This window comes from Enterobacter sp. P82, from assembly GCF_037053385.1.
GTDB lineage: Bacteria > Pseudomonadota > Gammaproteobacteria > Enterobacterales > Enterobacteriaceae > Enterobacter.
The window spans coordinates 307100-330901 of sequence record NZ_JBALHX010000004.1 but is presented as its reverse complement, the minus strand read 5'-3'; the positions used below and the strand labels follow the sequence as shown (position 1 = coordinate 330901).

General features: G+C 49.4%; 19 protein-coding genes. All 19 read right to left on the bottom strand.

Annotated elements, in window-relative coordinates:
• Positions 1-17: 17 nt before the first annotated feature.
• A complete protein-coding gene (locus WB237_RS18805; protein WP_336215317.1) occupies positions 18-842 on the bottom strand; it encodes an FG-GAP repeat protein in 825 nt (274 codons plus the stop codon).
• A 5-nt stretch (positions 843-847) separates the two neighbouring features.
• Positions 848-2065, bottom strand: a complete 1218-nt coding sequence (locus tag WB237_RS18800; protein ID WP_336215314.1) for a glycoside hydrolase family 19 protein — start codon at positions 2063-2065, stop codon at positions 848-850.
• Positions 2066-2265: 200 nt separating this feature from the next.
• On the bottom strand, positions 2266-3033 hold the full coding sequence (locus WB237_RS18795; protein WP_336215310.1) for a hypothetical protein: 768 nt from the start codon (positions 3031-3033) through the stop codon (positions 2266-2268).
• Positions 3034-3443: 410 nt separating this feature from the next.
• The gene (locus tag WB237_RS18790; protein WP_336215308.1) at positions 3444-3851 is read right to left on the bottom strand and encodes a hypothetical protein; all 408 of its coding nucleotides are present in this window, start codon (positions 3849-3851) and stop codon (positions 3444-3446) included.
• Positions 3848-6289 carry a glycoside hydrolase family 19 protein gene (locus WB237_RS18785; RefSeq protein WP_336215305.1) on the bottom strand — a complete coding sequence of 814 codons (2442 nt, stop codon included), beginning with the start codon at positions 6287-6289 and terminating at the stop codon, positions 3848-3850. The genes WB237_RS18790 and WB237_RS18785 overlap by 4 nt, the downstream gene beginning before the upstream one ends.
• A 226-nt stretch (positions 6290-6515) precedes the next feature.
• Entirely contained in the window at positions 6516-6884 is a 369-nt protein-coding gene (locus WB237_RS18780; RefSeq protein WP_336215303.1) for a hypothetical protein, read from the bottom strand.
• 2 nt (positions 6885-6886) lie between these two features.
• A complete protein-coding gene (locus WB237_RS18775; protein ID WP_336215301.1) occupies positions 6887-7168 on the bottom strand; it encodes a hypothetical protein in 282 nt (93 codons plus the stop codon).
• Between the two features lie 278 nt (positions 7169-7446).
• Positions 7447-7917 carry a hypothetical protein gene (locus WB237_RS18770; protein ID WP_336215300.1) on the bottom strand — a complete coding sequence of 157 codons (471 nt, stop codon included), beginning with the start codon at positions 7915-7917 and terminating at the stop codon, positions 7447-7449.
• Positions 7914-10661, bottom strand: a complete 2748-nt coding sequence (locus WB237_RS18765; protein ID WP_336215298.1) for a glycoside hydrolase family 19 protein — start codon at positions 10659-10661, stop codon at positions 7914-7916. Before WB237_RS18765 ends, WB237_RS18770 begins: the two co-directional genes overlap by 4 nt.
• Before the next feature lie 28 nt (positions 10662-10689).
• On the bottom strand, positions 10690-11139 hold the full coding sequence (locus WB237_RS18760; RefSeq protein WP_336215295.1) for a DUF3828 domain-containing protein: 450 nt from the start codon (positions 11137-11139) through the stop codon (positions 10690-10692).
• Positions 11140-11150: 11 nt separating this feature from the next.
• Positions 11151-13508 (bottom strand): type VI secretion system Vgr family protein, encoded by a 2358-nt coding sequence (locus WB237_RS18755; RefSeq protein ID WP_336215293.1) that lies wholly within the window; start codon positions 13506-13508, stop codon positions 11151-11153.
• A gap of 5 nt (positions 13509-13513) precedes the next feature.
• Positions 13514-16174: a type VI secretion system ATPase TssH gene (tssH, locus tag WB237_RS18750; protein ID WP_336215291.1), complete on the bottom strand. Its 2661-nt coding sequence runs from the start codon at positions 16172-16174 to the stop codon at positions 13514-13516.
• A gap of 171 nt (positions 16175-16345) precedes the next feature.
• Complete coding sequence (gene hcp / locus WB237_RS18745; protein ID WP_028019678.1) at positions 16346-16837, bottom strand: type VI secretion system effector Hcp; 492 nt, start codon at positions 16835-16837, stop codon at positions 16346-16348.
• A 5-nt stretch (positions 16838-16842) separates the two neighbouring features.
• Positions 16843-18519, bottom strand: a complete 1677-nt coding sequence (locus tag WB237_RS18740) for an OmpA family protein (protein ID WP_336215287.1) — start codon at positions 18517-18519, stop codon at positions 16843-16845.
• On the bottom strand, positions 18519-19238 hold the full coding sequence (gene tssL, locus WB237_RS18735; protein WP_336215285.1) for a type VI secretion system protein TssL, short form: 720 nt from the start codon (positions 19236-19238) through the stop codon (positions 18519-18521). Before tssL ends, WB237_RS18740 begins: the two co-directional genes overlap by 1 nt.
• Positions 19235-20584 carry a type VI secretion system baseplate subunit TssK gene (tssK, locus tag WB237_RS18730; protein ID WP_028019675.1) on the bottom strand — a complete coding sequence of 450 codons (1350 nt, stop codon included), beginning with the start codon at positions 20582-20584 and terminating at the stop codon, positions 19235-19237. Before tssK ends, tssL begins: the two co-directional genes overlap by 4 nt.
• An 18-nt stretch (positions 20585-20602) precedes the next feature.
• The gene (gene tssC / locus WB237_RS18725) at positions 20603-22150 is read right to left on the bottom strand and encodes a type VI secretion system contractile sheath large subunit (RefSeq protein ID WP_028019674.1); all 1548 of its coding nucleotides are present in this window, start codon (positions 22148-22150) and stop codon (positions 20603-20605) included.
• A gap of 33 nt (positions 22151-22183) precedes the next feature.
• Positions 22184-22684, bottom strand: a complete 501-nt coding sequence (tssB, locus tag WB237_RS18720) for a type VI secretion system contractile sheath small subunit (protein ID WP_028019673.1) — start codon at positions 22682-22684, stop codon at positions 22184-22186.
• 660 nt (positions 22685-23344) lie between these two features.
• Positions 23345-23725, bottom strand: a complete 381-nt coding sequence (locus WB237_RS18715; RefSeq protein ID WP_336215359.1) for a redoxin domain-containing protein — start codon at positions 23723-23725, stop codon at positions 23345-23347.
• Positions 23726-23802: the final 77 nt, after the last annotated feature.

Here is a 23802-nt window from a genome sequence, read left to right as displayed (position 1 = left end):
TCCTCATAAAAAATCAATTAATAAGATTCAAATTGTTCCTTTGAAATATTCTCACCCTTGGAGTTTTTACCTATGTTTGATGAGTAATCAAAGGAAATGCTATCAACCTTCACAACCTTGCCATTTTCAAAGAAATAAACAATCTTACTAAAACTATTACAGCAATCATCTTTTAAGTTGAAAAAAAGTTCTTTCTTATAAGGTTCATATACAAGGGTACCATCTTCTTTTGACAAAACATCATTTGCAGAAAAACCACTATCACCAGAGAGATAAATAGTCTGGCTGCCATTATTTGGCCGATGATCCGTTGTAACTATCAAATCGTAATAGCCGTCACCATTAACATCTACAAACTCAAGAGAAGGAATGTCTATCGCGTCAGAGACAATAATTGTTTCATTCTTGCTTTTGAATTTCAGTATTATTTTATAAGTCCCTGTATCAGAGCCATCCATTTCAACACCATTCAGCTCGCCGTCTCTGAATGAGTTATTAGTATGCATTGTTACTGGGACACATTTTTTATCGCACCACTTACCTATGTAACCTTTATCTGTTTGAGTAAGCGTTATAGTAGCCGAACTGCTTTTTGTTTCCTCCTTTAACTCAATAGAATGAGGACTAACAACTCCATTTAATAAAATTCTCTTCTTATATTTATCGTATATATAACTCCCCGAGATGATACCTTTGGAACTAATCAGATTCATTGTAATATTGCTCTTACCAATAACTCCTGTGTATATAGAAGAAATAGAGTATTTAGCCCCTGCAGTATCCGAGGCATTACAAAGCGCTGGTAACGTACATATAATAAATGACAACAAGATTCTCTTCATTAAACTTACTCCACCCCAAATACACTTTTGGCAATGGATAACTTATTAATACGGTCATCCATATGATTCGGCTCTTTAGCTTTGTCTTGATAGTAAGGATGAGTTTGTACAGCCCACCCATTGACATAAACTGAAACCCAATAGGCATCATCCTTATCAGCGGTAACGTTTAGCTTAGGCTTTATATATCTCCAAAAATATCCAGACACCAATGCCGCATACCTTGGATTTACTGATAGTTGTTTAGCTTTGGACTCTGATGATGTTATATCAAATGTTTCATCATTAAGCTTTATTCTCAGATATGCTTGGCACTTTGTGTAATTATCACGACCAGTGATCTGTAGTAATCCTCTGCCTTTAAACAATGGACCATCACCAACATGGATGTTACCTAGATCACTACGACCTTCATATGCATTTCCAGAAGCAGTCTCCTCTGTATACTTAAAAAAACCTGTCTCATGGAGAACCTGAGCCATAAAATGTGATTTCCGTAAGGGTGTATTTATTTCAAACAGTTTCATTGTTTCATTTAATGGTTCCAAATAAATATTAACTTCGCCTTGCCGCGCCGCAGGAAGCATCGCTTTTAACTGCTCGTATGTAATAAGTCGATCGTCATTATTAGATATGGATGATAAAAACATCACCGGATGCATATGCCACACAGCTTTACCCGATGTAAATGGCTCAACCTGACTCATCCACTCCATATCGTCCAGCCACTTCTTCGCAAAGCCGATGCGCAGAACATCGTAGTCCTGGAAAAATGCGGTCCATTTCTGATGGCTGCTGCCACCAAACCACTCGCTTTGGTGTTTCACGATCATCCGGGAAACGATGTCACGTACGCCCATCTCGGGATGGTGCAATGCGGCAAACAGCTCTCTCTCCGACAGTTGCCCGTCCTTGTCGGTGTCCATCTTGTCGATCATCCCTTTATAGAAGGTCGACATCTGCTGTTCCTGGATACCCCGTTCGGGCCTCAGTTGCTCGGCAAGCCACCTGTATCCGGATTTCATCCAGCCCTCTTGCAACGAAGCTGACATATCAGGCGTGTTTTCCTCCGCCAGTGCGATAAATCCCAGTTCCTTCAGGTTGTACTGATCGATCAGATCCACGTCATCCTGACTCAGCCAGTAGCTCTGCCCGGCCTGATAATAGGTCCTGCCACCGCTTTCCTTCGGGTTGCATTTATCCACCGGCAGGATGATATGCATATCCTTTTTGACCGGCGTCGTCGTTCTGGTGAACGTATCACCTGACAGGGTGCAAAGCTTCGCAGTGGGGTGAACACGAATGTATTTTCGGCCCGATGTCACTTTACCCGGATTAGAAAGCAAATAATCCTACAGTTAAAATTTTAGAAAACCATCTTGCCGTCCTTATAGGGAACTGATTCTGTTCACTCACCGGGCATTCATTCTTTCTGTTCTACATACTTATTATCATCAAATTTGTAATTAACAATGACGTCAGCTCTTGTGCTATAGCAATTTAAATAGATTGAATTATTATTAAACCCTTCCACATTTTGATAGATCGGAGTCATATAAAACCCAAATTCACACTCTTGTTTCTGAGGCGTGATAACTTGAATTACATTGCCATTAGTTTTATCTAAGACCTTAATCTTAGCAATAGAAATATCAGCTCCATCTTTTTCATATATACCAATAAAGCTATGTTTATCGGTTTGTCCCCAAAATGGGATTTCTACTATACCATTTTCACTTACGATACTTGTTTTATCCATCGAAGAAACATTTCTAAGAGAAACTTCTAATTTGTTCTTGCCGTCGTGCCATTCACCATTTAACTCTTGACCGTTTTTAATAACTTTCAATGGGCATTTGGAAAGATCAAACTTGTCGCCAGAAGCGATATATTTTTCAAAATTTTCTTTAGTAGTCGCTTCACACAGTTCAATCACACCAGATACATCTTTTCCATAAAGCGCAATTGGTGCTCTATGACGATCATAATAATAGCTGCCTTCAATGCTAACCTCTTTACCAAAATCATATGACTGAATGGATAAATGGACAGGATACTTACCAATCGTGCCGATGTAATTTTTAACAACATACCAATTAGAACTAGCATCGCTGTTATTACAAAAAACCATACCAAAAACAAATAGAGAAAAAAAGAAACCCTCCCTTTTAAAAAATTTATTTTCACTCATTAAAATGCTTCCCCAAAAAATTTACCAGCCATTATACTTTCGAAGTGAACTCGTCTTTTTGCATAGCTATCTGTATGCAAATTTACTTTCGCCGTTATCTCATTAACAACCTTTCCAGTGGCGCCTGAATCAGCCAATGAGTATAATTTTCACGAAGCCAAAAATAAACTGCGGATCTAACACAATAAACAGGCTCTTCAAGAGTCGATGGTTCATTAATGAAATCAACACCGTTCCCCCATTGGGTCTTATAATAATCAGAAAATCCTTCGTAATTCACTTTTCCTGTAAGATGTATTCCACCTCTCCCGCGGTACTTACTTCCATCACCAGATGAAACGTTACCATTGCCGAGTCTTTTACTATTAATAATCAATTAGTGGATACAAGTAGGACTACTCTAGGCATAACTACCACTTGCAATCAGTACCGTCGCTATTGTATGCATTGGTGTTATCTTCAAAACTAGTAATCGCATTGGTTTTGGATTTATACTCAAACTGATAGAATCTAGCACCTTGCGACATTACTGTATAATAGCCATTAACTTTACCATTTATAAACTCGGCCCATTTAGTAGTAAACTGGTTAGGGCCTCCTTCTTCATTTTCCTCTGAAGTGCTGCTTACATAAACCAGTGGTATGGCTACTTTTGATTTCTGATATTTAACGTAACCTAAGCTAATCCCATCTCGATCAATCTGCACAAACTTCACATTAGTTTTACCTGATGTAAAACATCCAACAGAATGATCCCCTCCTGCAAAAACAGCACAGGACGAGGTAGCCAAAACCAATCCTAAAGCTAATAATTTCATTGCAATACCTCTATTCTTTGATTGATATAATCAAGCACATTCACATATTGGATACCATATATTTTCTTATGTGGCGTACTTGCTGGGAAAGGTGAGGAGGACAACAATTCTTTTGCTCTTTTATATCCCTTAAGAGCCTCTTCAGAATTTTTGTCAGTTCCACTTCTATGACTAGAAGGATCGTGCCAGAGGCCCCAAGCTAATGAATAAATTTTACTTTGATAAATAGAACTTGTCTCAAATGAGAACGTACCATTATCGCATTGCTTATTTAAATGCTCGCCACCTAGACTTTTAACCGCTGAATTAAAAATTGACAATCTATCATTATAGCCATTAAACCCACCATTAATTACAGCAGTGACCTTATTAAAATCATCATTTTTGGCGAACTCACCCAGTTTTCTACTAACATCATAGTACCAAAATGCGGACAAAACGCTGTGAGGAAACTTGGTTAACTTATCTCTAGCACTATCTCCCGACGTTACATCTTCACCAATATATTCGCCATATTTTTCATAGTTTGCACGCAATGTTATTTGAATTAAACCTCTACCAAACCAAGGTTGATAAGATGCTCGCTCGCCATTTATTTCTTTAGTGAATCTGAAATTTCCACTTTCATGCAGCACTTGTGCTAAAAAATGAGCCTTTTCTCTACATGTGGTAATTCCAAACTTTTTAAATCCATTGTTCATTTCGGTGAGATAAGAATTTAAAGTATCAGTACTTACTCCAACTATAAATTTCTGAAACTCTTCTAAAGTTATGTCCCGATCGCAAGCGCACGAACTTCCGTTTAAAGCATCCAAAAATGCCACCGGATGCATATGCCACACAGCTTTACCCGACGTAAACGGCTCAACTTTGCTCATCCACTCCATATCGTCCAGCCACTTCTTCGCAAAGCCGATGCGCAGAACATCGTAGTCCTGGAAAAATGCGGTCCATTTCTGATGGCTGCTGCCACCAAACCACTCGCTTTGGTGTTTCACGATCATCCGGGAAACGATGTCACGTACACCCATCTCGGGATGGTGCAGCGCGGCAAACAGTTCTCTTTCCGACAGTTGCCCATTTTTATCGGCATCCATCTTGTCGATCATCCCTTTGTAGAAGGTCGACATCTGCTGTTCCTGGATACCCCGTTCGGGCCTCAGTTGCTCGGCAAGCCACCTGTATCCGGATTTCATCCAGCCCTCTTGCAACGAAGCTGACATATCCGGGGTGTTTTCCTCCGCCAGTGCGATAAATCCCAGTTCCTTCAGGTTGTACTGTTCGATCAGATCCACATCATCCTCGCTCAGCCAGTAGCTCTGTCCGGCCTGATAATACGTCCTGCCACCGCTTTCCTTCGGGTTGCATTTATCCACCGGCAGGATGATGTGCATATCCTTTTTGACCGGCGTCGTCGTTCTGGTGAACGTATCACCTGACAGGGTGCAAAGCATCGCATCAGGATGAACACGAATGTATTTTCGTCCCGTGGTCACCTTGCCTGGGTTATCCAGGAATGCAGGCATGCGGCTGTCGGCACACAGTACCTCGATATGGGCATAGGTACTGCTGCTGGTTTTTGCCATACCCGCAGGTGCAATGTCTTCACCCAGAAAACCGATGGCATCCCCGGCGCTGATTTTCAGTGCTGTCGCAGGTTTTGTTACGGCATCAAAGGTGCCCTGCTCAACCGCTTTCTGCATCCAGAGTGGCAGATGCGCGTACTGTTCACCCTCTGCCGCCATATACTCCGGTAACAGGGTGACCCAGAATTGTTCGTCTTTTAACTTCCCGTCTTTATCAAACGCCTGCGCCAGCCCGAATGGCTGTAGCTCCGTCGCGCCCGAATGGGCCGGTGCCGGGACGGGCTTATTCAGAAACGTGGCCTCTTTCAGGATAAGCACACGCGTTCCCTGCACCAGTTCCCCTATGGCCTGAGGGGCATGGGCCGGAGCCCCTGGATTCTGGCTGCTTTCGTATCTACCGGCCTTCCTTTTGCTCACGGTCTTTTTGGCAACCATACATTTGTGTTTCTCAAATGCAGACAGCGGTGCCAGCCCCATATAGAGCGAATAAAAATCCAGCTGAGTCTGAGTTTTGTCCTTATCCGGCAGGCAGTTTGACTTCACCAGCACAAACGTCGTCGTGTATTGCACTGGCTGGCCAAGACAGGTGCTCTTCTGGTAGTCCTTGTTCAGACGCCAGGCCACCACTTCACCTTCCGCCATACACTGCAGCGGAACCGGCGCCTCCGCCATGTCCGGCTTAAGAACAGACCCCGGCGCTGATGTCTCAGATATATGGATCCCGCCATGCCACATGTTATTGGTCCCTGCCAGCCAGGAACCATGCGGTTCCTGGCCGATAAGGCCCATCATTTCATCCAGCGTGGTGTAGTTCTCTCCGTTTTGCTTACGGGCAGGGAAACAGGTTTTCATTCGGGCAGTCCTTAGCGTGGAAAGTGATGAGCTGGAATTCATTACCCTGGCGTACAGCAGCGGTACTTTCGGGAATTATTTATAGTGCGATTTTAGATACTGTTTAATCTCTGCTGCATTTTTATACTTAAAATTCAACTCTTCACCATTGAACTCACCATCAAGGCCATTAAGGTTCTGATCATTTTTGATGGAGGAATTGATGGCAAGGCTATTGGAGGAGTAGCTATACCCCATAAACCTGATAAGCAGTTCCATTTATCTTTTCCGCAGCATGTCGTTGCTCCCAGGAAATTAATACAATCACATTTTTTTGATTATGTATTTTAGTAAAAAAAACGGTTTCCACATGAGGGTCACCGCCATCAACCTCATAAGATTCCACTTTCAAGCTCCGACCATTATTATCAAGATAAATGGCTAACTGAAAATGGATATCGGTTTCCTTTTGGATATAAACATTTGCATCGCCATCAAGTTTAAATGGTCCTTGTACGATATCTGGTTGAGCGAATGTGTAAAAAGAAGAAACTAGAAAGGTAACCCAAAAACTAAACTGCGCATAAAACCTCCTATTCCTTCTTTCATTAGCCATTGTTACGGAAAAATAAAATTGTCATCATCGGCGTAAGGAACATCGGTTATATAATTACTTTTAATGCTATCACTTCTAAACGAACCTGGAAGGCAATCGTTAGACTGAATAACCTTGTTATTTCTCTTGATATCAAATGACATTGAATATTCCTCTTGCTCAGCGCCATTAATTATATCAATAACATAACTATACTTACCTCGATTGAATCCGTAATACGTCACACCTACTTTGTTATCAGTTAAGCGCTTTAATTTATTTTCGCTATTAAAAACAACGCTCAACTCTGTTTTTCCTGATTTTTAAAGTTATAGCTAATTTCTTTAGTTACGTCATTTATAGAAAATAGAACCTTCGCAGAGGACTTTCCTTGCAGAGAGCACGAAATAAGCTCAGTTTCATTTTGATCAAGAGCCATTACAGAAAAACTAAATAGAATCAAAACTATTAACACTTTCATTAGCGTACTCCCAAGTTGAAGATGATAAGTATTAATATGGTAGCACTTTCATTTCTACAATTCTCTGCTCATCCATTCTGCTTACAAAATTGTAATTCGAAACTAAGGAAATTTAAATCCGTTATTCCTAACCACGCTATCGTCAACATCTTCGATACTATTAATTTTTATATCTTCTTCCCCAAAGGAGTTTGAACTACATCTTTTTGTGCTGATAATGCCACCATTTTTTTTCACATCAAGAAGAGCTACTACGCCAGGTTTTTCCTCTGGTATTCTGAGAACATAAGAGTAAACACCTCGATTAAACCCTAGATAAGTTGTATACGTTGCTGAATCAACCCATCTTTTTAGTTTATTCTTAGAATTAAAAGTTACTGTTAACTCCGAGGTATTCCCTTTACTGAACGAATACCTGATAGTATCTTCATCTTTATTTGCACAAAATGCAGCCAACCGAGATATTTTCCCAGAAAGATTGCACGACGCAATAAGTGTTTCATTAGGCTGGCACTCACTGGCATATGAATAATGAGCTACTGAAAGAACTAAAGTGAGTAAAATCTTTTTCATAAAAAAACCTTTTCGCATATTTTATAAGCAGCTTGTCGTTCAGCAAGCCCCATGTCACCGCCATTCACCACGCTAGTTACATCAGCAACATCGTCGTACCCGCGCCCTTTGTCTGCATTATAAGGCTTATATTTAATCCAGAACCATAGTGCGCTACGAATAGCATACGGCATTTCATTTACCTCATCCGGGTCGGTAACAGTATCTGGAGATGGGCCTTGCCAATGTTCTGAATAATCTATCATAAACCCATGGTATTTTTCATAACCGGTTATCTGAATTAATCCTCGACCTCTAAAATTATAGCCATCATCCGGATTGCTCTGTCTATTTCCATTCAATCTCAAATAATGCTTACGGCCGATAGCCTGTTCATCTGCTCCACGAGAAATTTTTCCAGCAGCATTTCTTTCATACCCATCAGTATCCGCCTCAGATGGATGCTGCCTGTAATACTTACTAAAAGATTTCAGCGCCGCTGGCGAAAACTGGAATTTTTCTGTTAGCCCTTCCATTTTAGGGCCGACCTCTCCTTTAATTTGAGAGAAGAAGTGCCGTAGCCTTGTTGGCGTATCAAGCTTAAACTCTTCTAATCGCCCTTGTAGTTCAACAACGACTGTATTCAAATCAGCATCAGAAGCCTGTGGGAAAATAGTTTTTAACTGAGCATAGGTAACACCATCACTGACACCGACAGCATCCAAAAACACAACCGGATGCATATGCCAGACCGCTTTCCCCGATGTAAAAGGTTCGACCTGGCTCATCCATTCCACATCATCCAGCCACTTCTTTGTAAACCCTATACGAATCGGATCGTAGGTTTCAAAGAACTTTACCCATTTCGGGTCGCTGCTGCCGCCAAACCATTCGCTGACGTGTTTTACCGTCATCCGGGCAGCGATATCGCGTATCCCTATTTCAGCATGGTGAACGGCATTATAAAGCTCGGCACCGGAAAGCTCGTCATCCTGATCGCTGTCCAGTTTATCTGCCATAGCTTTGTAGAAGTCTGACATCTGCTGTTGCTGGATACCGCGCTCGGGAACGACCTGCTCAGAGTAGGCCTCAAAAGTAGACTGGACCCACTTTTCGGTCAGCGACTTTGACATATCAGGCGTAGATTCCTGGACGAAAGCAGAAAAACCCAGTTTCTTCAGATCGTATTGATTAACTTCTTCAACATCATCCTGGCTCAGCCAACCGTGCTCGCTGATCTGGTAATACTTCTTACCGCCACTGTCCTTTGGATTACATTTATCTTCTGGGAGAACAGCATGGACATCTTTTCCCACCACAGAAGGGGTCTGCGTAAAGGTACTACCGGAGTTTGTATACAGCTTGCTGTCGGGCTTGATACGGATATATTTTCGCCCAGAGGTCACAGCACCTGGGTTATCCAGGAAAGCTGGCATACGACTATCTGCACTGAGCACTTCGATATGCACGTATTTGCTACCACTGACTCTTCCCATCCCCACCGGAACAATATCGTCACCCAAAAAGCCGATTGCATCGCCAGCGTTTATCTTCAGAATTGCATTCGGTTTTGTAACGGAATCGAAGACTCCCTTTGCAACGGCTTGCTGCATCCAGGCGGGTAAAAGCGCACGCTGAGTGCCCTCCGGCTCCATATAACTCGGGTCAAGCGAAACCCAAAATGGCTTGCCTGTCGGTTCGCCTTTCCCATTCAGCACTTTTGCCAGACCAAACGGCTGTAATTTTCTATCAAGCTCAAAAGAAGTTTGCTTTGTGACGGCAACGCGCGTGCCTTTCTTCAGTTTGCCATCGTCCGACGCTGGTGCTTTATGACCTTCCAGCTCTGTTCCGCTGTACTGCCGCTTTCTCAGCCCGTCGCCTTTGTCTGTGACTTTGTAGCATGGAATTTGCGGGAACTCAGACAGCGGTGCCAGTCCCATGTACAGCGTGTAAAACTCAAGCCAGGTGTTTTCTTTCTCAGGGCCTGGCTTGCAGAGCGACTTCACCAACACAAAGGTTGTTGAATACTGCAACGCCTGGCTGTTATAGGTGTCGGTTTTGTAGTCCTGATTCAGACGCCAGGCCACAACTTCTCCATCGGCCATGCACTGAAGTGGCACCACTGAGTCCATCGAGTCAGGTTTCAACACGGAGCCTGGCGCAGAAATTTCCGTCAGGTGAATACCGCCGTGCCACATATGATTGGTACCTGCCAGCCAGGAACCATGAGGTTCCCGCCCGATAAGACCCATCATTTCATCCAGCGTGGCGTATTGCTTTCCGTCCTGTTTGCAGGAAGGAAAGCACGTTTTCATCGGTTTATTATCGGCTGCACTTTGTCCCGACAATTGAGCATCAACATCCTTATACCGATAAAAAACAAAGGTGGGCTTTGCTTTACGATAATCACCGCCAGGGTAATAGCCACTATTTTGCTTGAAATCTGATACCCACTGCTGCCCATTGAACATAGCCATATGTCCATGAGGATGGTCTTTCTTTATTTCACCCTCTGGGAAATCTGCTTTATTGAACCCTTGTATAATAACCACGTCACCAGCTACAAAGCTGTCTGTTGCAGGTATGACGTTGAATCCTCGTTCAATAAGTGCCGGTCCATAGTCTTTTGCCGAAACTATCGAAGGCCAACTGCTTATGTCTCCACCAGCGCTGATTGCGGCTTTTACATACCGGGCGCAATAGCCTTTGGATGATGCTTCTGCATGCTCATTCAGATGCTGAACGGCTTTTTGTACATCCCACATAAATCCATCCTTAGTTTACGCATGCAAGCTATTGCTTAGAGGTAACCTGATCGATTTTCCAGCATCCATGGCTATCATCTAGCGTAATGTCATAGTCTCTCTTAATTTTCGTCACACCCAGCGTTAACTCGACGTTTGCATGATGCCCAGCGACTTCCCCCTTCTGAACTGAAACGTTATTTACCCAATCATCGAAAATGTCCTGAGCATCGGTAAAATATTCTGCATCCAGATCATTTTCTGATAATGACTTTCCGAGCTCCTGCAACAACTCAGGAGATACCCACTGATTCAGGTTCTGCTTGTCCTTAGCAGCAGTCGACGTCAGAGGATATTTATCCTGATTAAGCTCATGCAAATACCAGTGATAGAAATCTGAAGTCGTTTTCTCAGGAGAAGCACAACTTGCACTGGCTGCATTGGCGCTCGCTATTGACGCGATAAAAAGCATTACGGCAAAAAAGGAGGTAATTTTCATTCCAGCATTCCTTAGCGTGACATAACGCCGTCTGACTCAGGCGGCTGAAGTTCAAGAGTGGTTTTATCGAAAACGGGTGGCTCACACTGCATATTTGCGCCCGCCATCGGTACCTGGTAACGCGAAGCTTTGGTAATGAAATCCCCTTTAGTTCCGTGCTCGATCCCGCTTTCGCTCAGCTTGAGGTAAGATCCTCCGCCGTTCAGCGTCAGGGTTTTCGGGGTGCTGATGGTGATTTCATCCTGGCTGCTGGTGATGGTGAACTGCTGGTCGGCGCTCATTTCCAGCGTGCTGTGCTGGGCACGCACTTCAACGTTGCCCAGGTTGGCGATAACCTTCGCCCCGGCCTTATGGGCAAACAGCCCCAGAGACTGCTCAGCGCTCACCGTGACATTTTTCATCGCCCCGATATCGACATGCTGGCCTGCGGTGATCATGGTGTTTTTTGCGCTGGTCAGCTGCAGATGCTCGCCGGAGGTCAGGGCCACCCCCTGCGGGGCAGAGGCCAGCACAACGGCCGACTGTAAATCTTTCAGGCGGCTCTGGAGCAGGTTGGTCTGCGTCTGAATATCGCAGGTCAGCGCTTTTGCCTGTTCGGCTGCGCCGTTCAGCGCCTGCATCTCGCTGTTGGCCTGGGTAATCTGACTGGCTGCCGGGTTCATCTCCAGCACCTGCCCCTGGCCGTTGGCCTGTGCATCTGCTGTCAGGTAAACACCGCGGGCGGCACGCACGGCACCAAATTCATCCGTGCGCAGTTCAAAGCCAGTACCGCGCTTTTCACGCCGTGCATCGACCAGGTGGCCGATATTGAGCTGGGTTTTACCAAACTCCGTCGCGAGCTTAATGTGCTCTTCCTGACGTTTGTCTTCCAGGCGGAGTTTGTTGTTCGCAGGCGTTCGCAGAACGTTGCGCGTGTGGTTATCGTCGGTGACGTGATCCGGATGTTCCGAATCGTGCTGGGCATGGGCGATATACGGGCGATCGGGATCGCCCGCGTCGAACATCACCGAAACTTCGGTACCGTCCAGCAATGGTGCGTGGAAGCCGTAGTTGTCGCCAGCATACGGCTTCGCCATACGCAGCCACAGATAGGCATAGCCCTGCTCACTGCTGCTGCGGTCAAAATCGAGCTTCGTGCGGTAGCGGCCCTGATTGTCCAGCCAGGCATAGGTATCGCCTTTCTCGGTGCTTTCCACGCGCGCAGGCAACGTTCCGGCGATCACCGGGCGGTTATGCAGCGGCGGGCGGTAGCACACGGCTTCACTGTAAGGGATACCGGTAAAGGTCATCTGAAAACTTTTTTTGCGCGACCCGCTGCTCTGCACACCCGTAATAACGATGCCGTCTTTCAGGCTGGCAGGCAGTGAGCCCTGCGGCTCGAGCACTTCACCCGGTGCCAGCACCGGGCTGGTCGTTTTCCCTGTGACCGCCTGCTGCGCATTCAGAATGCGTTCATGACGCAGACGGGCATAATACGCCCCGCTTTCCGGGGTGTCGGTATCCCCTTCACTCAGGAAAGGCTCGGCGTAGTGATATACCTCCCCCGTGGTGAGGCCATCCGCCGTGCTGACAGACGCGGAACTGTCCTGCGGCGTCAGCGCTTCGCGGTAGTTGTAGTCGCGGTTGGCAACGCTTTCAGACACCACCAGATACCCGGTTTTGATATCCCAGACGCTGAGCTGGCCGTTATCACTGGTGCGTGACGGCTGGATCAGCGGCAGGGTGACGCCAAACTGGTACTGCTCCTGGCTGTCCTGGAAAATCACCACATCCTGTTCAAGGCGGCCGTCCATTTCAAAACGCCAGAAAATCCCCACTTCTGCCAGCAGGCGCTGCACGAACTCAAGGTCGGTTTCGCGCCACTGGGTGATCAGCTCGCGTGCCGGATAAGCCTGCGACAGGCGGAATTCGAAATCAGCCCCTTCCAGCCCGTGGGAACGCAGGATCTGCTCCACGACTTCCACAACGGACTGATTGAGGTAAATCTCGCTGCGTTTTGTATGCTGTAACAGCGCGATACGCGGCACGATTTTCAGCGTGTAGTACGTTTCATCCGCCGAAGTCGAAAGACGCTGGAATGTCTCAACCACACCATAGACGGTACGCACAGGCGTGGCAGGCAGACCGTTATACAACGGAACCTGAAACGTGAACGACGCTGGTTTAAGCAACATGCTGTCGCTGGCAATATCGCCTGCGGTACAGGTTACCTTAACGGTGTAGTGCCACGGTTCGCTGAGTTTCTCCTCCGCTTTGAAATTGAAGACATCCAGAAAGTGCGGGCACTCGCGAACGTCCAGCTTGTAGCGGGACATCCCCAGAAGTTCGTCGATTTTTTCCTTTGCCAGGGTAATCACTGAATCACTCATGGCGTTTATCCTCTGACAGACTCAGTAGCCGATTCGTCAAATGCCAGCACGATCCCTTCTTCCCCATTCCACCCTAAGGTCAGTGAAGTCGGTTTTTGCTTCGCCGCCATATAGGTCAGCAGTTGCTGACTCAGCACCGGCAGAATTTGCTGGTTGAGCAGGCTGTCCACGTTACGCGCTCCGGTATCAGGAAGCAGGCAAGCGGATGTGAGCGCGTCATACAGGCTTTCATCGATATGCGTGGTCAGGCCGTAGTGGCGGTGTAAGCGCTTGCTGACTTGTGCGAGCTTCATCTCCACGATGGTACGCATGGCCGCTTCCGCCAGCGGGCGGTAAATCACGGTCTGGAAGCGGGCCAGCAGTGCTGGCTGGAAGTGGTCACGCAGGATCGGACGCAGCAGTTCATGCAGATCGCCTTCGGTGGCCTCCGGCTGTTCGTCGAGCAACTGCATCAGGTGGTCGCTGCCAAGATTCGAGGTCATCAGAATGACGGTGTTACGGAAGTCTATTTCACGCCCTTCGCCGTCGCGCATAAAGCCGCGGTCGAATACCTGATAGAACAGGTTCATCACGTCACGGTGTGCTTTTTCCACTTCATCGAGCAGCACCACGCTGTACGGACGTTTGCGCACGGCTTCGGTGAGAATGCCACCCTGACCGTAACCGACGTAGCCCGGAGGCGAACCTTTTAACTGGGAAACGGTGTGCGGCTCCTGGTACTCGGACAGGTTGATGGTGATCAGCGATTTTTCACCACCGTACATCACGTCTGCCAGTGCAAGCGCAGTTTCAGTCTTACCGACGCCACTCGGGCCAACCAGCAGGAACACGCCCTGCGGACCGTTCTCGGACGTAAGCCCAGTTTTCGCCGCACGCAGGCGCTGGGCGATGGCCGTAAGCGCCACGTCCTGCCCAACCACGCGCTTGCCAATTTCATTTTCCAGGGTTAACAGCTCAGTTTGCTCGTCCTTCATCAGCGAGGAGAGTGGTACGCCCGTCCAGTCTGCAATCACAGTGGCGACGGTGCGCACGTCCACATCAACGGAGAGCAGCGGGTTGCTGTGCTGCATGCCATTAAGCTCCTGTTGCAGAGCGAGCATTTCACTCTGGCGGGAGATATCCTGGCGGCTTTCCAGCAGTTGTTCAGTCAGTCTCAATTCCTGGCCGTACTGGGTTTCCAGTTCGTCGAGTTCAACGATAAGGTCGTTCTCTTCCTGCTCAATTACGCTCAGGCGTTCACCGTGGCTCTGATTGCCGACGGCGATATCTTCCAGCAGCGCCTGCTTTTCCATTTCCAGAGAAGTGATATCCGAGCGGATGCGGGTCAGTTGTTCCGGCATAGTGTCGAGGCTCATACGCACGCGCGCAGCGGCGGTGTCCAGCAGATCAACCGCCTTATCCGGCAACTGGCGGCCGGTCAGGTAGCGACGGGAGAGTGTGACCGCGGCACGGACCGCATCGTCTGTGATATGCACGTTGTGATGTTCGGCGTATCGGGATTTCAGGCCGCGCAGCATCAGACACGCTGTGTCATCGTCCGGCTCGTCCACTTTTACCATCTGGAAGCGGCGTTCCAGGGCGGCGTCGCGCTCGAAGTATTGTTTGTATTCAGACCAGGTGGTGGCCGCAATGGTGCGCAGTTCACCGCGTGCCAGCGCAGGTTTCAGCAGGTTCGCCGCATCCGCGCCACCGGCCTGGTTACCGGCCCCAATAATAGTGTGGGCTTCATCGATAAACAGCAAAATCGGTACCGGCGACTGCTGCACGGCATCAATGACGTTTTTCAGACGCTGCTCGAATTCGCCCTTCACGCCTGCACCCGCCTGCAGCAGGCCGAGATCCAGTGTGCGCAGTACCACTGGCTTGAGGGATTCCGGCACATTACCCTCGGCGATACGCAACGCCAGGCCTTCGACCAGTGCCGTTTTGCCGACGCCAGGTTCGCCCACCAGAATCGGGTTGTTCTTGCGGCGGCGGGAGAGAATGTCCACCATCTGGCGAATTTCGGTATCACGACCAAAGACCGGGTCGATCTTGCCCTCTTTCGCTTTGGCGGTAACGTCGAGGGTGAATTTATCCAGTGCGTTCTGCAATGCCGGACTTAGTTCACCTTCTCTTATCTCAGCACCAACAGGACGTCCGACAAATTCCACTTCGCCACCGTGGTTTTGTGCTAACTCTGCTTCCTGCTGGACATCCGAGCGCTCGTCGGACTGCGCATCCAGCAGCGGGCGCAGGCGTTCCAGCTGGCTCTGCCCGAGCGTCAGCAGTGGCCACAGACCATCGCAACGCGCCAGTTTAGGCTTATCGACCAGCGCCATCAGCAAATGCACACTGCGTATGTGCTCTTCCCCATTAAGGGAGGCGATCAACCAGGCTTCCTGCATCAGCGTCTGAATGCTGTCTGAAAGCTGCGGGCGACTGCGAACAGAGCGGGGAAGTGTATCCAGCCAGCCGAGCAACTCCTGCCACAGCGTATCCATATCCCACTCGTAGCGGCGTGCCAGCACCGTCAGGTCGCCTTCCCCCTGTTCGAGCAGCTTCAGCAGCCAGTGCTCCGGCAAAATTTCCGCATGGGCGCGCGTCTGGCAGAGCGACGCTGCGCCTTCCATCGCACGGGCACAGTAAGGGTTCAGACGTCGCAACAGGATGGCTGGATTTTCCATGAATCTCTCTCTTTGTCGGTTCCTGGACACGCTACCGCCCGTCGCTGTTTCCCGTGAAGGGGACCAAAGCGCATATGGTCAGGCTGGCAGTTTGTGGTTTTCTTTGCTGAAAGCCCGTTTCGGACAGACACTCAGCAAAAAACTGCGGACAGGGCCCTGTCCGCATGCGACTTACGCGGTAGCGCGTTCGTTCCAGGAATCGGAATGAATGATGTTGCCGTCTTTGTAGGTCCAGGTGATTTTTTCGTAACGCAGTTCAATCTGCTCGAGGTGATTGTGCTTCTCGAAAGAAGGATCCTTGATGTCGTGCATCACAGGGTTCACTTTCACCACTTTCACGTTTTCCAGTTTAGTGTTGAAGTACTCCACTTCCTGGCCCGCGTCGTTGATCTTGTACCACTTGAATTCCGCAGACTTGAGGGTCTGACCGGTAGTCACAGCCTTGTAGAGGTACGGGCTGGAGGAGTCGATTTCCTTGGTGAACAGGAATGGGGTGTGGATACGGGTACCGGTCAGCTTGCCGGTGTTGTTATCGGTAGGGATGTACAGGTTATGCTGCTGTGCAACCACTTCGATGCTGCCTTCACGATCCTGAACGTCCACAGAACCTTTGATGTCCGCGCCGCCGTCGTCTTTCAGCCAAAGATAAACAGGAATTGCCATGAGAGTTACTCTCCATTTGATTGTGATACGTCATCATCCTGCGATGACGCTGGGGTTTTGCCGGGTATCTGACAGGCATTGGCCTGCGGTACCAGACTGATTTCGACACGGCGGTTGAGCGCTCTGCCCTCCGGAGTGTCATTGGTTGCGACCGGGCGGCTCTCGCCATAGCCCTGCACCGCAAAACAGCTTTCCGGTACATCACCGGTGTCACGCATCCAGTCACGCACCGCTTCGGCACGCTTAAGGGACAACGTCTGGTTCAGTTGCGGATTGCCGGTGTTATCGGTATGCCCGGACACGACAATCAGCCAGCCTGGTTTGGCCTTGATGCCCACCAGCGAGTTGACCAGCAGTTTGGTGGAGCCGGATTTGAGCTCGAATTTGCCCGAGTCGAACAGCGACATGCTGTCGAGGCGAACAATTTTCGGCACCACTTTTGGTTTTGGCGGCGGCGGAGGTGGTACGTAGGTATCGATGGCCTGCTGAACGCTCAGCCACAGGCGATCGCCCGGATAGAGTCCCAGACCATAACGCTGCGGCTCGCCCTGGCGCTGCCAGCGTTCCAGCAGTAAAGCGTCCTGCTGTAGGGCATACAGGGACTGCGCCTTCGGTGCGTAGTGCGTCATTGGAATGGCATACCAGCGCTGCAGATCGGAGGCGATACGCCCGATTAGGGACTGGTTATGTAGCACAGACAGACCAAGTGCACTGACAATGCAGAACAGCAGGAACATCACCACCCGACGCCCGGTTTTCCCGCCCTGAAGTGGCATGGCAAAAGGTGCAAGCAAAGGCAGAACAGGGTCTGCAAAGTGCCACAGTGCGGGATACGTCGCGGTTGCAACTGGAGGGAGCAATTTCGAATGGCGGAACAACCACTGTGGCCAGACAGCCTCTGTAAGAGTACGAAGAGAGCCACTGCGAACAACCACCGCAAACGGCGTGACGGCCGGGCACAGACTGTCCACTTTGGTCAGCTCATCCATCACCACCTGTTGTAACATGCTCATAGCATGGGATAGATATGGCAGACGGGTCACGTTTTGCGGAAGAGCCCGCCACTCATCCAGCGTCAGCGCCGGTTCATCCGCCGGGCAGACCAGCGGAGTTTTACCCCGGATCACAATCCACGGTGTTTCTGGGCCGGAAAACTCACCCACCAGTACAACTGGCGGCAGGTAGCCAGAAAGATTCTTCAGCTGTTTCACCTGCTGGCGGAGCACTTTCAGGGAGGCACGCAGCAATCCTTCATCCTCGTGCAAATCCGGCAGGCAGCGGAACATCACCACCAGTTGTCCGGCCATGCGAGGCTCACGCGCCAGTAAGCGATCGGCAAATTTACTTAACTGATCCGTTGCACCGACGTTCAGATAGCAGCCCTGCGCAGTGGTACGACACCCACCTTCCGTAAAAAGGTGATCGCTGAGATCGCCGCACACCAACAAAACTGGCCCGGTAAAACCAGATGGAGGATACACGCCCTCATCGGCTTGCTTCCCGGCAGGCTGCTGACGACGATAGCGGCGACGAATCACCAGCAAGGCTAAAATGATCCCTGCGAGCGTCAGCGCGCTTTTGAACAGCGCAGAGACATTCAGAAATCCCCAGAGAACCCAGAGTGCAGCAGCCAGGCAAATCAGCACCGGAAATACAGCCCGTAATAGTGCAGATCTTCGCATCAGCGCAGCTCCGGAAGTTGCTGGTGCAGCAGGTCCTGCAACCACAGGTGACCACCCGCCCAGACCAGCACCGTGAGCACCACGGCCAGGATTATCCAGAACCACACGGAACGCAGAAGGTTGTAACGACGTTTTCCGGTTTTCTGTACGACCAGATCCACACTGGTCTCCAGCGGTGGCACTCGCTCATTCAGGGCAGCAATGACTTCTTCACGCTGCTCCTGCCCGACGCCGGAGAGGCTGAACTGCCCCTGGAACCCCAGCGCAAGAACACGCTGGTAGCAGGTCAGCACAGCCGGGACCGGAGACGGCTGGCGCAGCACTTCAGCAATACGGTCGTATAACGCGCCGCCCGCACGCAGCGAACCAAAGTAACGGGCCTGCAGCGGTGCAGCACGCCAGGCTTTGATACCTTCGTCCACATCGTTCTTCTGCCCCCCTTCAGACTCAGATTCACCAGCATCCGCTTCAGGATCAGCAACGACAGGTTTACGGTTCATCACCGCTTCATCCAGCAAAGCGCATTGCGCATAAGAAATATGCGTGATGCTCTCGCTATCATAACCGGCCCGCTCCAGTGCTTCACGTACGCTTTCCACCTGCACGCAGCAGTTTTTATACAGCGCCTGCCCATCCGGTGCCCTGGCACCATGACGCAGCTGCGCCACGGTAAGCCATGTGTCCGCCATCAGGCTGTCGATATCGATATCCTTTCTCATGAGCGCAGCACCGCAAATAGTTCAAGTTCAAGCTCACCCAGCAGCGACGGTACGTAGAACAGGCACACGCCCTGCTCCAACATGTCATGTGCCGCACGACTCTCCATATCCAGCACGAAGTACTGATTTTCCAGGCGCACCGGCAATGCCGCAGGCACGCGGCTGAGAGGGATAAGACCAATGCCTTCCATCGCCACACCGGAAATCTGCCCCACATCGTCCGGTGTACCAGCCATCGCCATTTCGGCAAACTTCTCGGCCACCTGCCAGGCAGGCAGATTCGAACGGACAGACAGGTAGAAATCGGCTTCTTCGCGCAGACGAATATCGTGCAGTACCGCCTTCCAGGTCTGCTCGTCCTGACGGGTCATGTTCACGGCAACAACACGCGACGGCAGGCTGGCTTCCAGCAGTTCACTGATCAACTCAAACAGAGGTGGGAAGGTATTTTCCGGTACCTGATGGTCGTATCCCGGGATGGCATCCAGATCGCGGTCCAGTGAGAACGTCAACATACTGCCAGCCAGGCGCACCAGTTCAGCCCAAACCTGTTCAGGATGCCGGGCCGGGAAGCGTTCGAACTCAGTCAGCACGCGGGCATGGGTATTCAGCGCATTCAGCAACCAGAACAGAGAGACGTCCGCCACGGCAAAATCCGCCATGCGATCGTTACTTTCACGACGCATTGCCATCAGACGCTGACGGCGGGAACGCAACTGGCGATTCAGCAAGACCAGACGTTCACGCAAGAGATTGCTCGCTGAGAACATTACCATCGGCGGCACAAAATCAGGATCCTGACGCCATGCACCTTGCCCGTCACGCAGCAGACGAGCGACAGCACAGGTCTGCCAGGCATCGTTACTTTCGTGATCGAAGCGGAATGCCAGATTAAATCGGGCCACCGCCATCGGCTCTTCTTCCTGTCCGAAGGCATCCTGAACCGTCACCCACTCTTCGCGATAGCGTAGCGGACGCTCCGCAGGCACCGTATCGGTCTGAACGTTCACAATCCCTGGCTGCATGACCGGCAGAGCGACAAACACGGTCACGCTGTCCGTACGGCCGGAATTCGGAGGCAGAATTTCGCGAGGCTCTGGCGACAGATCGCTACTTTGGGTATCAATCAGCGTGCCATCCGGCAACCACAGGCGCAGCGACTGCGCCTGTACTCGTCCGGAAGCCAGGAGCGCTTCATTCAGTTCCACGCGTTCGACCCCCCACGGGAAGGGGCTGGTCAACGTGGACAGGCCTGCACGGGAAAACGCCTCCCATTCAGACTGCTGCTGGAACTGTTGTGGGGCCAGCAAGGCCCCTTCGTTCCATAACGGACGATATATTTTCATCCCTGATTTTCCCTCGCCTTACGACTTGGCTTTCGGCATCTGGGAAACCAGTGACAGGTTGACGTCCATCCCTTCCACCTGGAAGTGCGGGATAGCAAACAGCTTCACGCGGAAGAAGCCCGGGTTATCCTCGATATCTTCCACCACCACTTTCGCATCGCGCAGTGGGTGTGACGCCTGCAACTCATCACCTGGATCGGTCATTTCTGTCACCAGACCGCGAACCCAGGTGTTCAGTTCCAGCTCCAGCAGACGACGATCTTTAGTGGTGCCGATATTTTCACGCTGAATCAACTTCAGGTAATGTGCGATACGCGACAGCAGGAAGATGTACGGCAGACGGGCGTTGATGCGGCTGTTGGCGGTAGCATCAGCAGTGTCGTACAGCGCCGGTTTCTGGGTGGAGTTCGCCGAGAAGAAGCACGCATAATCGCGGTTGCGGTAGTAGGACAAGGGAATGAACCCCAGATTCGCAAATTCAAATTCACGAGTTTCCGGGATCATCACTTCTGACGGGATCTTCACCTGATTGCCGGTACCCAGGTCATACAGATGGATCGGCAGATCCTGCACGGCACCACCGGCCTGCGGGCCACGAATTTGTACACACCAGCCGTTGTTGATGAAGCTGCGAACCATGTTGGATGCAAAGGCAAACGAGGCGTTGGTCCACAAGTATTTGTCGTGATCCGGGCCCTTTACTTCCTCGACGTAGTTGAAGCTGCGCACCGGCACAGTGTCCGGGCCATACGGCAGACGACCCAGCACGCGCGGCATCACCAGGCCGATATAACGGGAATCATCCGTCTCGCGGAACGATTTCCACTTGATGTACTCCGCACGGTCGAAGTAGTTACCTATGTCTTTAATAGCCGCGACATCTTCCATGGTATCTTTCAGGAAGAATTTCGGGCCTGCAGAGCCGATAAACGGCATATGCGCGGCTGCAGAGACTTTCGAGATGTTGCGCAACAGGGCAACATCCTGCGCAGACGCGTCAAATTCGTAAGCGGAAATTAGCGCAGCAATCGGCTCTCCACCCGGCGTGTCATACTCATCAATGTATGTCTGTTTATATAATCCGCTCTGGATAATTTCCGGGCTGTCTTCGAAGTCCTGACGCAGATCTTCTTTAGACATATCAAGCAGTTCGACTTTCACGTTCTGGCGGAAATCGGTTTTGTCGACAAGGGATTTAACACCGCGCCACAAACTTTCTACCGCCTGAAAGTCTTCATGGTGCATGACAGCGTCAAGCTGGCGGCTAATCTGGTAGTCCAGCTCTGCGATATGATGGTCAATCAGGTTTTTGTCGAGTTTTTCAACTTTTGAGCCCGATTTTGTCAAGCACTCCAGAAACACCTGCATTCCCGCCGTTAAACGTTCATCCGCAGTCGCATCCGACATCGCCTGCGCGTCCTGCCAGATATCCAGTGCACTCAGTTCAGACACCGGGTTCAGATTGATTTTCTCAAACAGAGACGCGTAAACCCCACCTGCTGCAGGACGTTCAAGCACCACACTCTCGCCACCAGCGGCATTCTCATTTTTTACAGACATCAACATCTTCCTTATTAATCCGTTTAAACAACGTGACCGTTATGGCTGTTTTGGAGCCAGAGCAGACAGCTCAGTTCTGAGTTCTGCGCTCAATTCCGGGTCGAGGAGAATTTTTTCCAGCTCCTTTCGGAATGCCTGGTTATCCAGCAGGTTTGCTTTTAAATCACGAAGCAAATTGCGCATGGACAGCATCGCCTTCAGCTGTGGAATTTGTCGTGAAACCTGTTCCGGGGTGAAATCCTTCATGCTCTGGAATGTCAGGCTGATATTGTCTTCACTGCCATCACCGGCAAGCGTGTTTTTGACGGTCAGATTTACTTTTGGGGAATATTCGGAAAGCACAGAGTCAAAGTTATTTTTGTTCAGATTAACTTTTTTACGCTCGGATAATGACGCGGACTCCTGGCCATGACTGAAATCGCCAGCCACCAGTAATTTCAGAGGAAGCTCCGTTTTCTTACTCGCGCCACCGGTATGCAGATCCAGTTTTAGATTAATACGTGCCTTAGGAATTTCGGATTGATAGGAAGAGTTAGACATAGCTGTCCCTGTTCTATGGAGTTATAAAAACGATCAATACCAGCGAGAATTTAATAAGAATGGCAAACCCAGCCAGAACATCTTCCTGGTTCACATAATCCGACGAGAATCAAAATCCCGGAGTTAAAAGCGAGCGCATTCTATTCACCAGCATGTCGACACTGTATTTTGGGTATTGTTCTGAAATAAAAAAATTTCGGATAAGACCCAATAGCAGGAGTGTAGGAACGTTCCCTACGGGACTGGAAATGAAAATATGTAACAAAAAGCTACAAAAGAAGCTTTTACCTCAAAGAGATCATCTTTCTGATTTATAAGAATTTTCTCTATAACACCTCGCAAACCCCATGGAATAAGGGTGTTCAGCAAGTGATCAATTTCACTTAAGTACGGAAACGTGCAAAATCTCACCTGATACGTGAAATATCTGATTTTGTACTTTTAAAGAAAAATGAGAGATTGGAAGTGACGAAGCATGTTTAAAATAGCCCTCACAACCAGCATGATGTGCACTATTAATTCATTTATAAAATCATAAAATACACACAAAATTATTCACAGGAACTATCAATCAATAGTCCCCACAGAACAATACCGGAAAGAATATAAGAAAATTATCGCTATGAGCGATGCAATCACGCTCTGCCGATGAGTTTAAATTCACCTTACTCTGACCCACCGCCATCCCACAGCCATCGTCGTCACCACAATCGTTACTCCCGCCGCCACATGCAGCAGAAAATCCAATGGATGTACCTCCACCGGATGGCAAAATGACAGCAACGTCAGGTATTCGGCTGCCACTTTCGCGCCAGGGTCAGCCGCAACGGCAAACTTATCGCGACACTCCAGCTTCGAGAATTCGTGCACCTGATCGACATTCCCGGCAGTTACCCCCACCACGGTTGCGCCCAGTTTTATAAAGTCATCCGTCGCTTCAGCGAAAGCATGAGCCTCAAGGGTGCAGCCTTTGGCAAATGCCGCCGGGAAGAAATAGAGCACCACCGGGCCTTTCCGCAGCGCCTGCTGAAGGGAGAAGATGTATGAATAATAGTTCGCACGCTAACGCCTGAAGGTTTCGCTCACGGATAAAAAAAATCCGCAAGGGTCGCTTGCGG

Bases quoted from the DNA above. Each gene is read 5' to 3' on its own strand.
- WB237_RS18805 (WP_336215317.1), bottom strand. From the start codon at position 842: ATGAAGAGAATCTTGTTGTCATTTATTATATGTACGTTACCAGCGCTT.
- WB237_RS18800 (WP_336215314.1), bottom strand. From the start codon at position 2,065: ATGCATATCATCCTGCCGGTGGATAAATGCAACCCGAAGGAAAGCGGT.
- WB237_RS18795 (WP_336215310.1), bottom strand. From the start codon at position 3,033: ATGAGTGAAAATAAATTTTTTAAAAGGGAGGGTTTCTTTTTTTCTCTA.
- WB237_RS18790 (WP_336215308.1), bottom strand. From the start codon at position 3,851: ATGAAATTATTAGCTTTAGGATTGGTTTTGGCTACCTCGTCCTGTGCT.
- WB237_RS18785 (WP_336215305.1), bottom strand. From the start codon at position 6,289: ATGAAAACCTGTTTCCCTGCCCGTAAGCAAAACGGAGAGAACTACACC.
- WB237_RS18780 (WP_336215303.1), bottom strand. From the start codon at position 6,884: ATGGCTAATGAAAGAAGGAATAGGAGGTTTTATGCGCAGTTTAGTTTT.
- WB237_RS18770 (WP_336215300.1), bottom strand. From the start codon at position 7,917: ATGAAAAAGATTTTACTCACTTTAGTTCTTTCAGTAGCTCATTATTCA.
- WB237_RS18765 (WP_336215298.1), bottom strand. From the start codon at position 10,661: ATGTGGGATGTACAAAAAGCCGTTCAGCATCTGAATGAGCATGCAGAA.
- WB237_RS18760 (WP_336215295.1), bottom strand. From the start codon at position 11,139: ATGAAAATTACCTCCTTTTTTGCCGTAATGCTTTTTATCGCGTCAATA.
- WB237_RS18755 (WP_336215293.1), bottom strand. From the start codon at position 13,508: ATGAGTGATTCAGTGATTACCCTGGCAAAGGAAAAAATCGACGAACTT.
- tssH (WP_336215291.1), bottom strand. From the start codon at position 16,174: ATGGAAAATCCAGCCATCCTGTTGCGACGTCTGAACCCTTACTGTGCC.
- hcp (WP_028019678.1), bottom strand. From the start codon at position 16,837: ATGGCAATTCCTGTTTATCTTTGGCTGAAAGACGACGGCGGCGCGGAC.
- WB237_RS18740 (WP_336215287.1), bottom strand. From the start codon at position 18,519: ATGCGAAGATCTGCACTATTACGGGCTGTATTTCCGGTGCTGATTTGC.
- tssL (WP_336215285.1), bottom strand. From the start codon at position 19,238: ATGAGAAAGGATATCGATATCGACAGCCTGATGGCGGACACATGGCTT.
- tssK (WP_028019675.1), bottom strand. From the start codon at position 20,584: ATGAAAATATATCGTCCGTTATGGAACGAAGGGGCCTTGCTGGCCCCA.
- tssC (WP_028019674.1), bottom strand. From the start codon at position 22,150: ATGTTGATGTCTGTAAAAAATGAGAATGCCGCTGGTGGCGAGAGTGTG.
- tssB (WP_028019673.1), bottom strand. From the start codon at position 22,684: ATGTCTAACTCTTCCTATCAATCCGAAATTCCTAAGGCACGTATTAAT.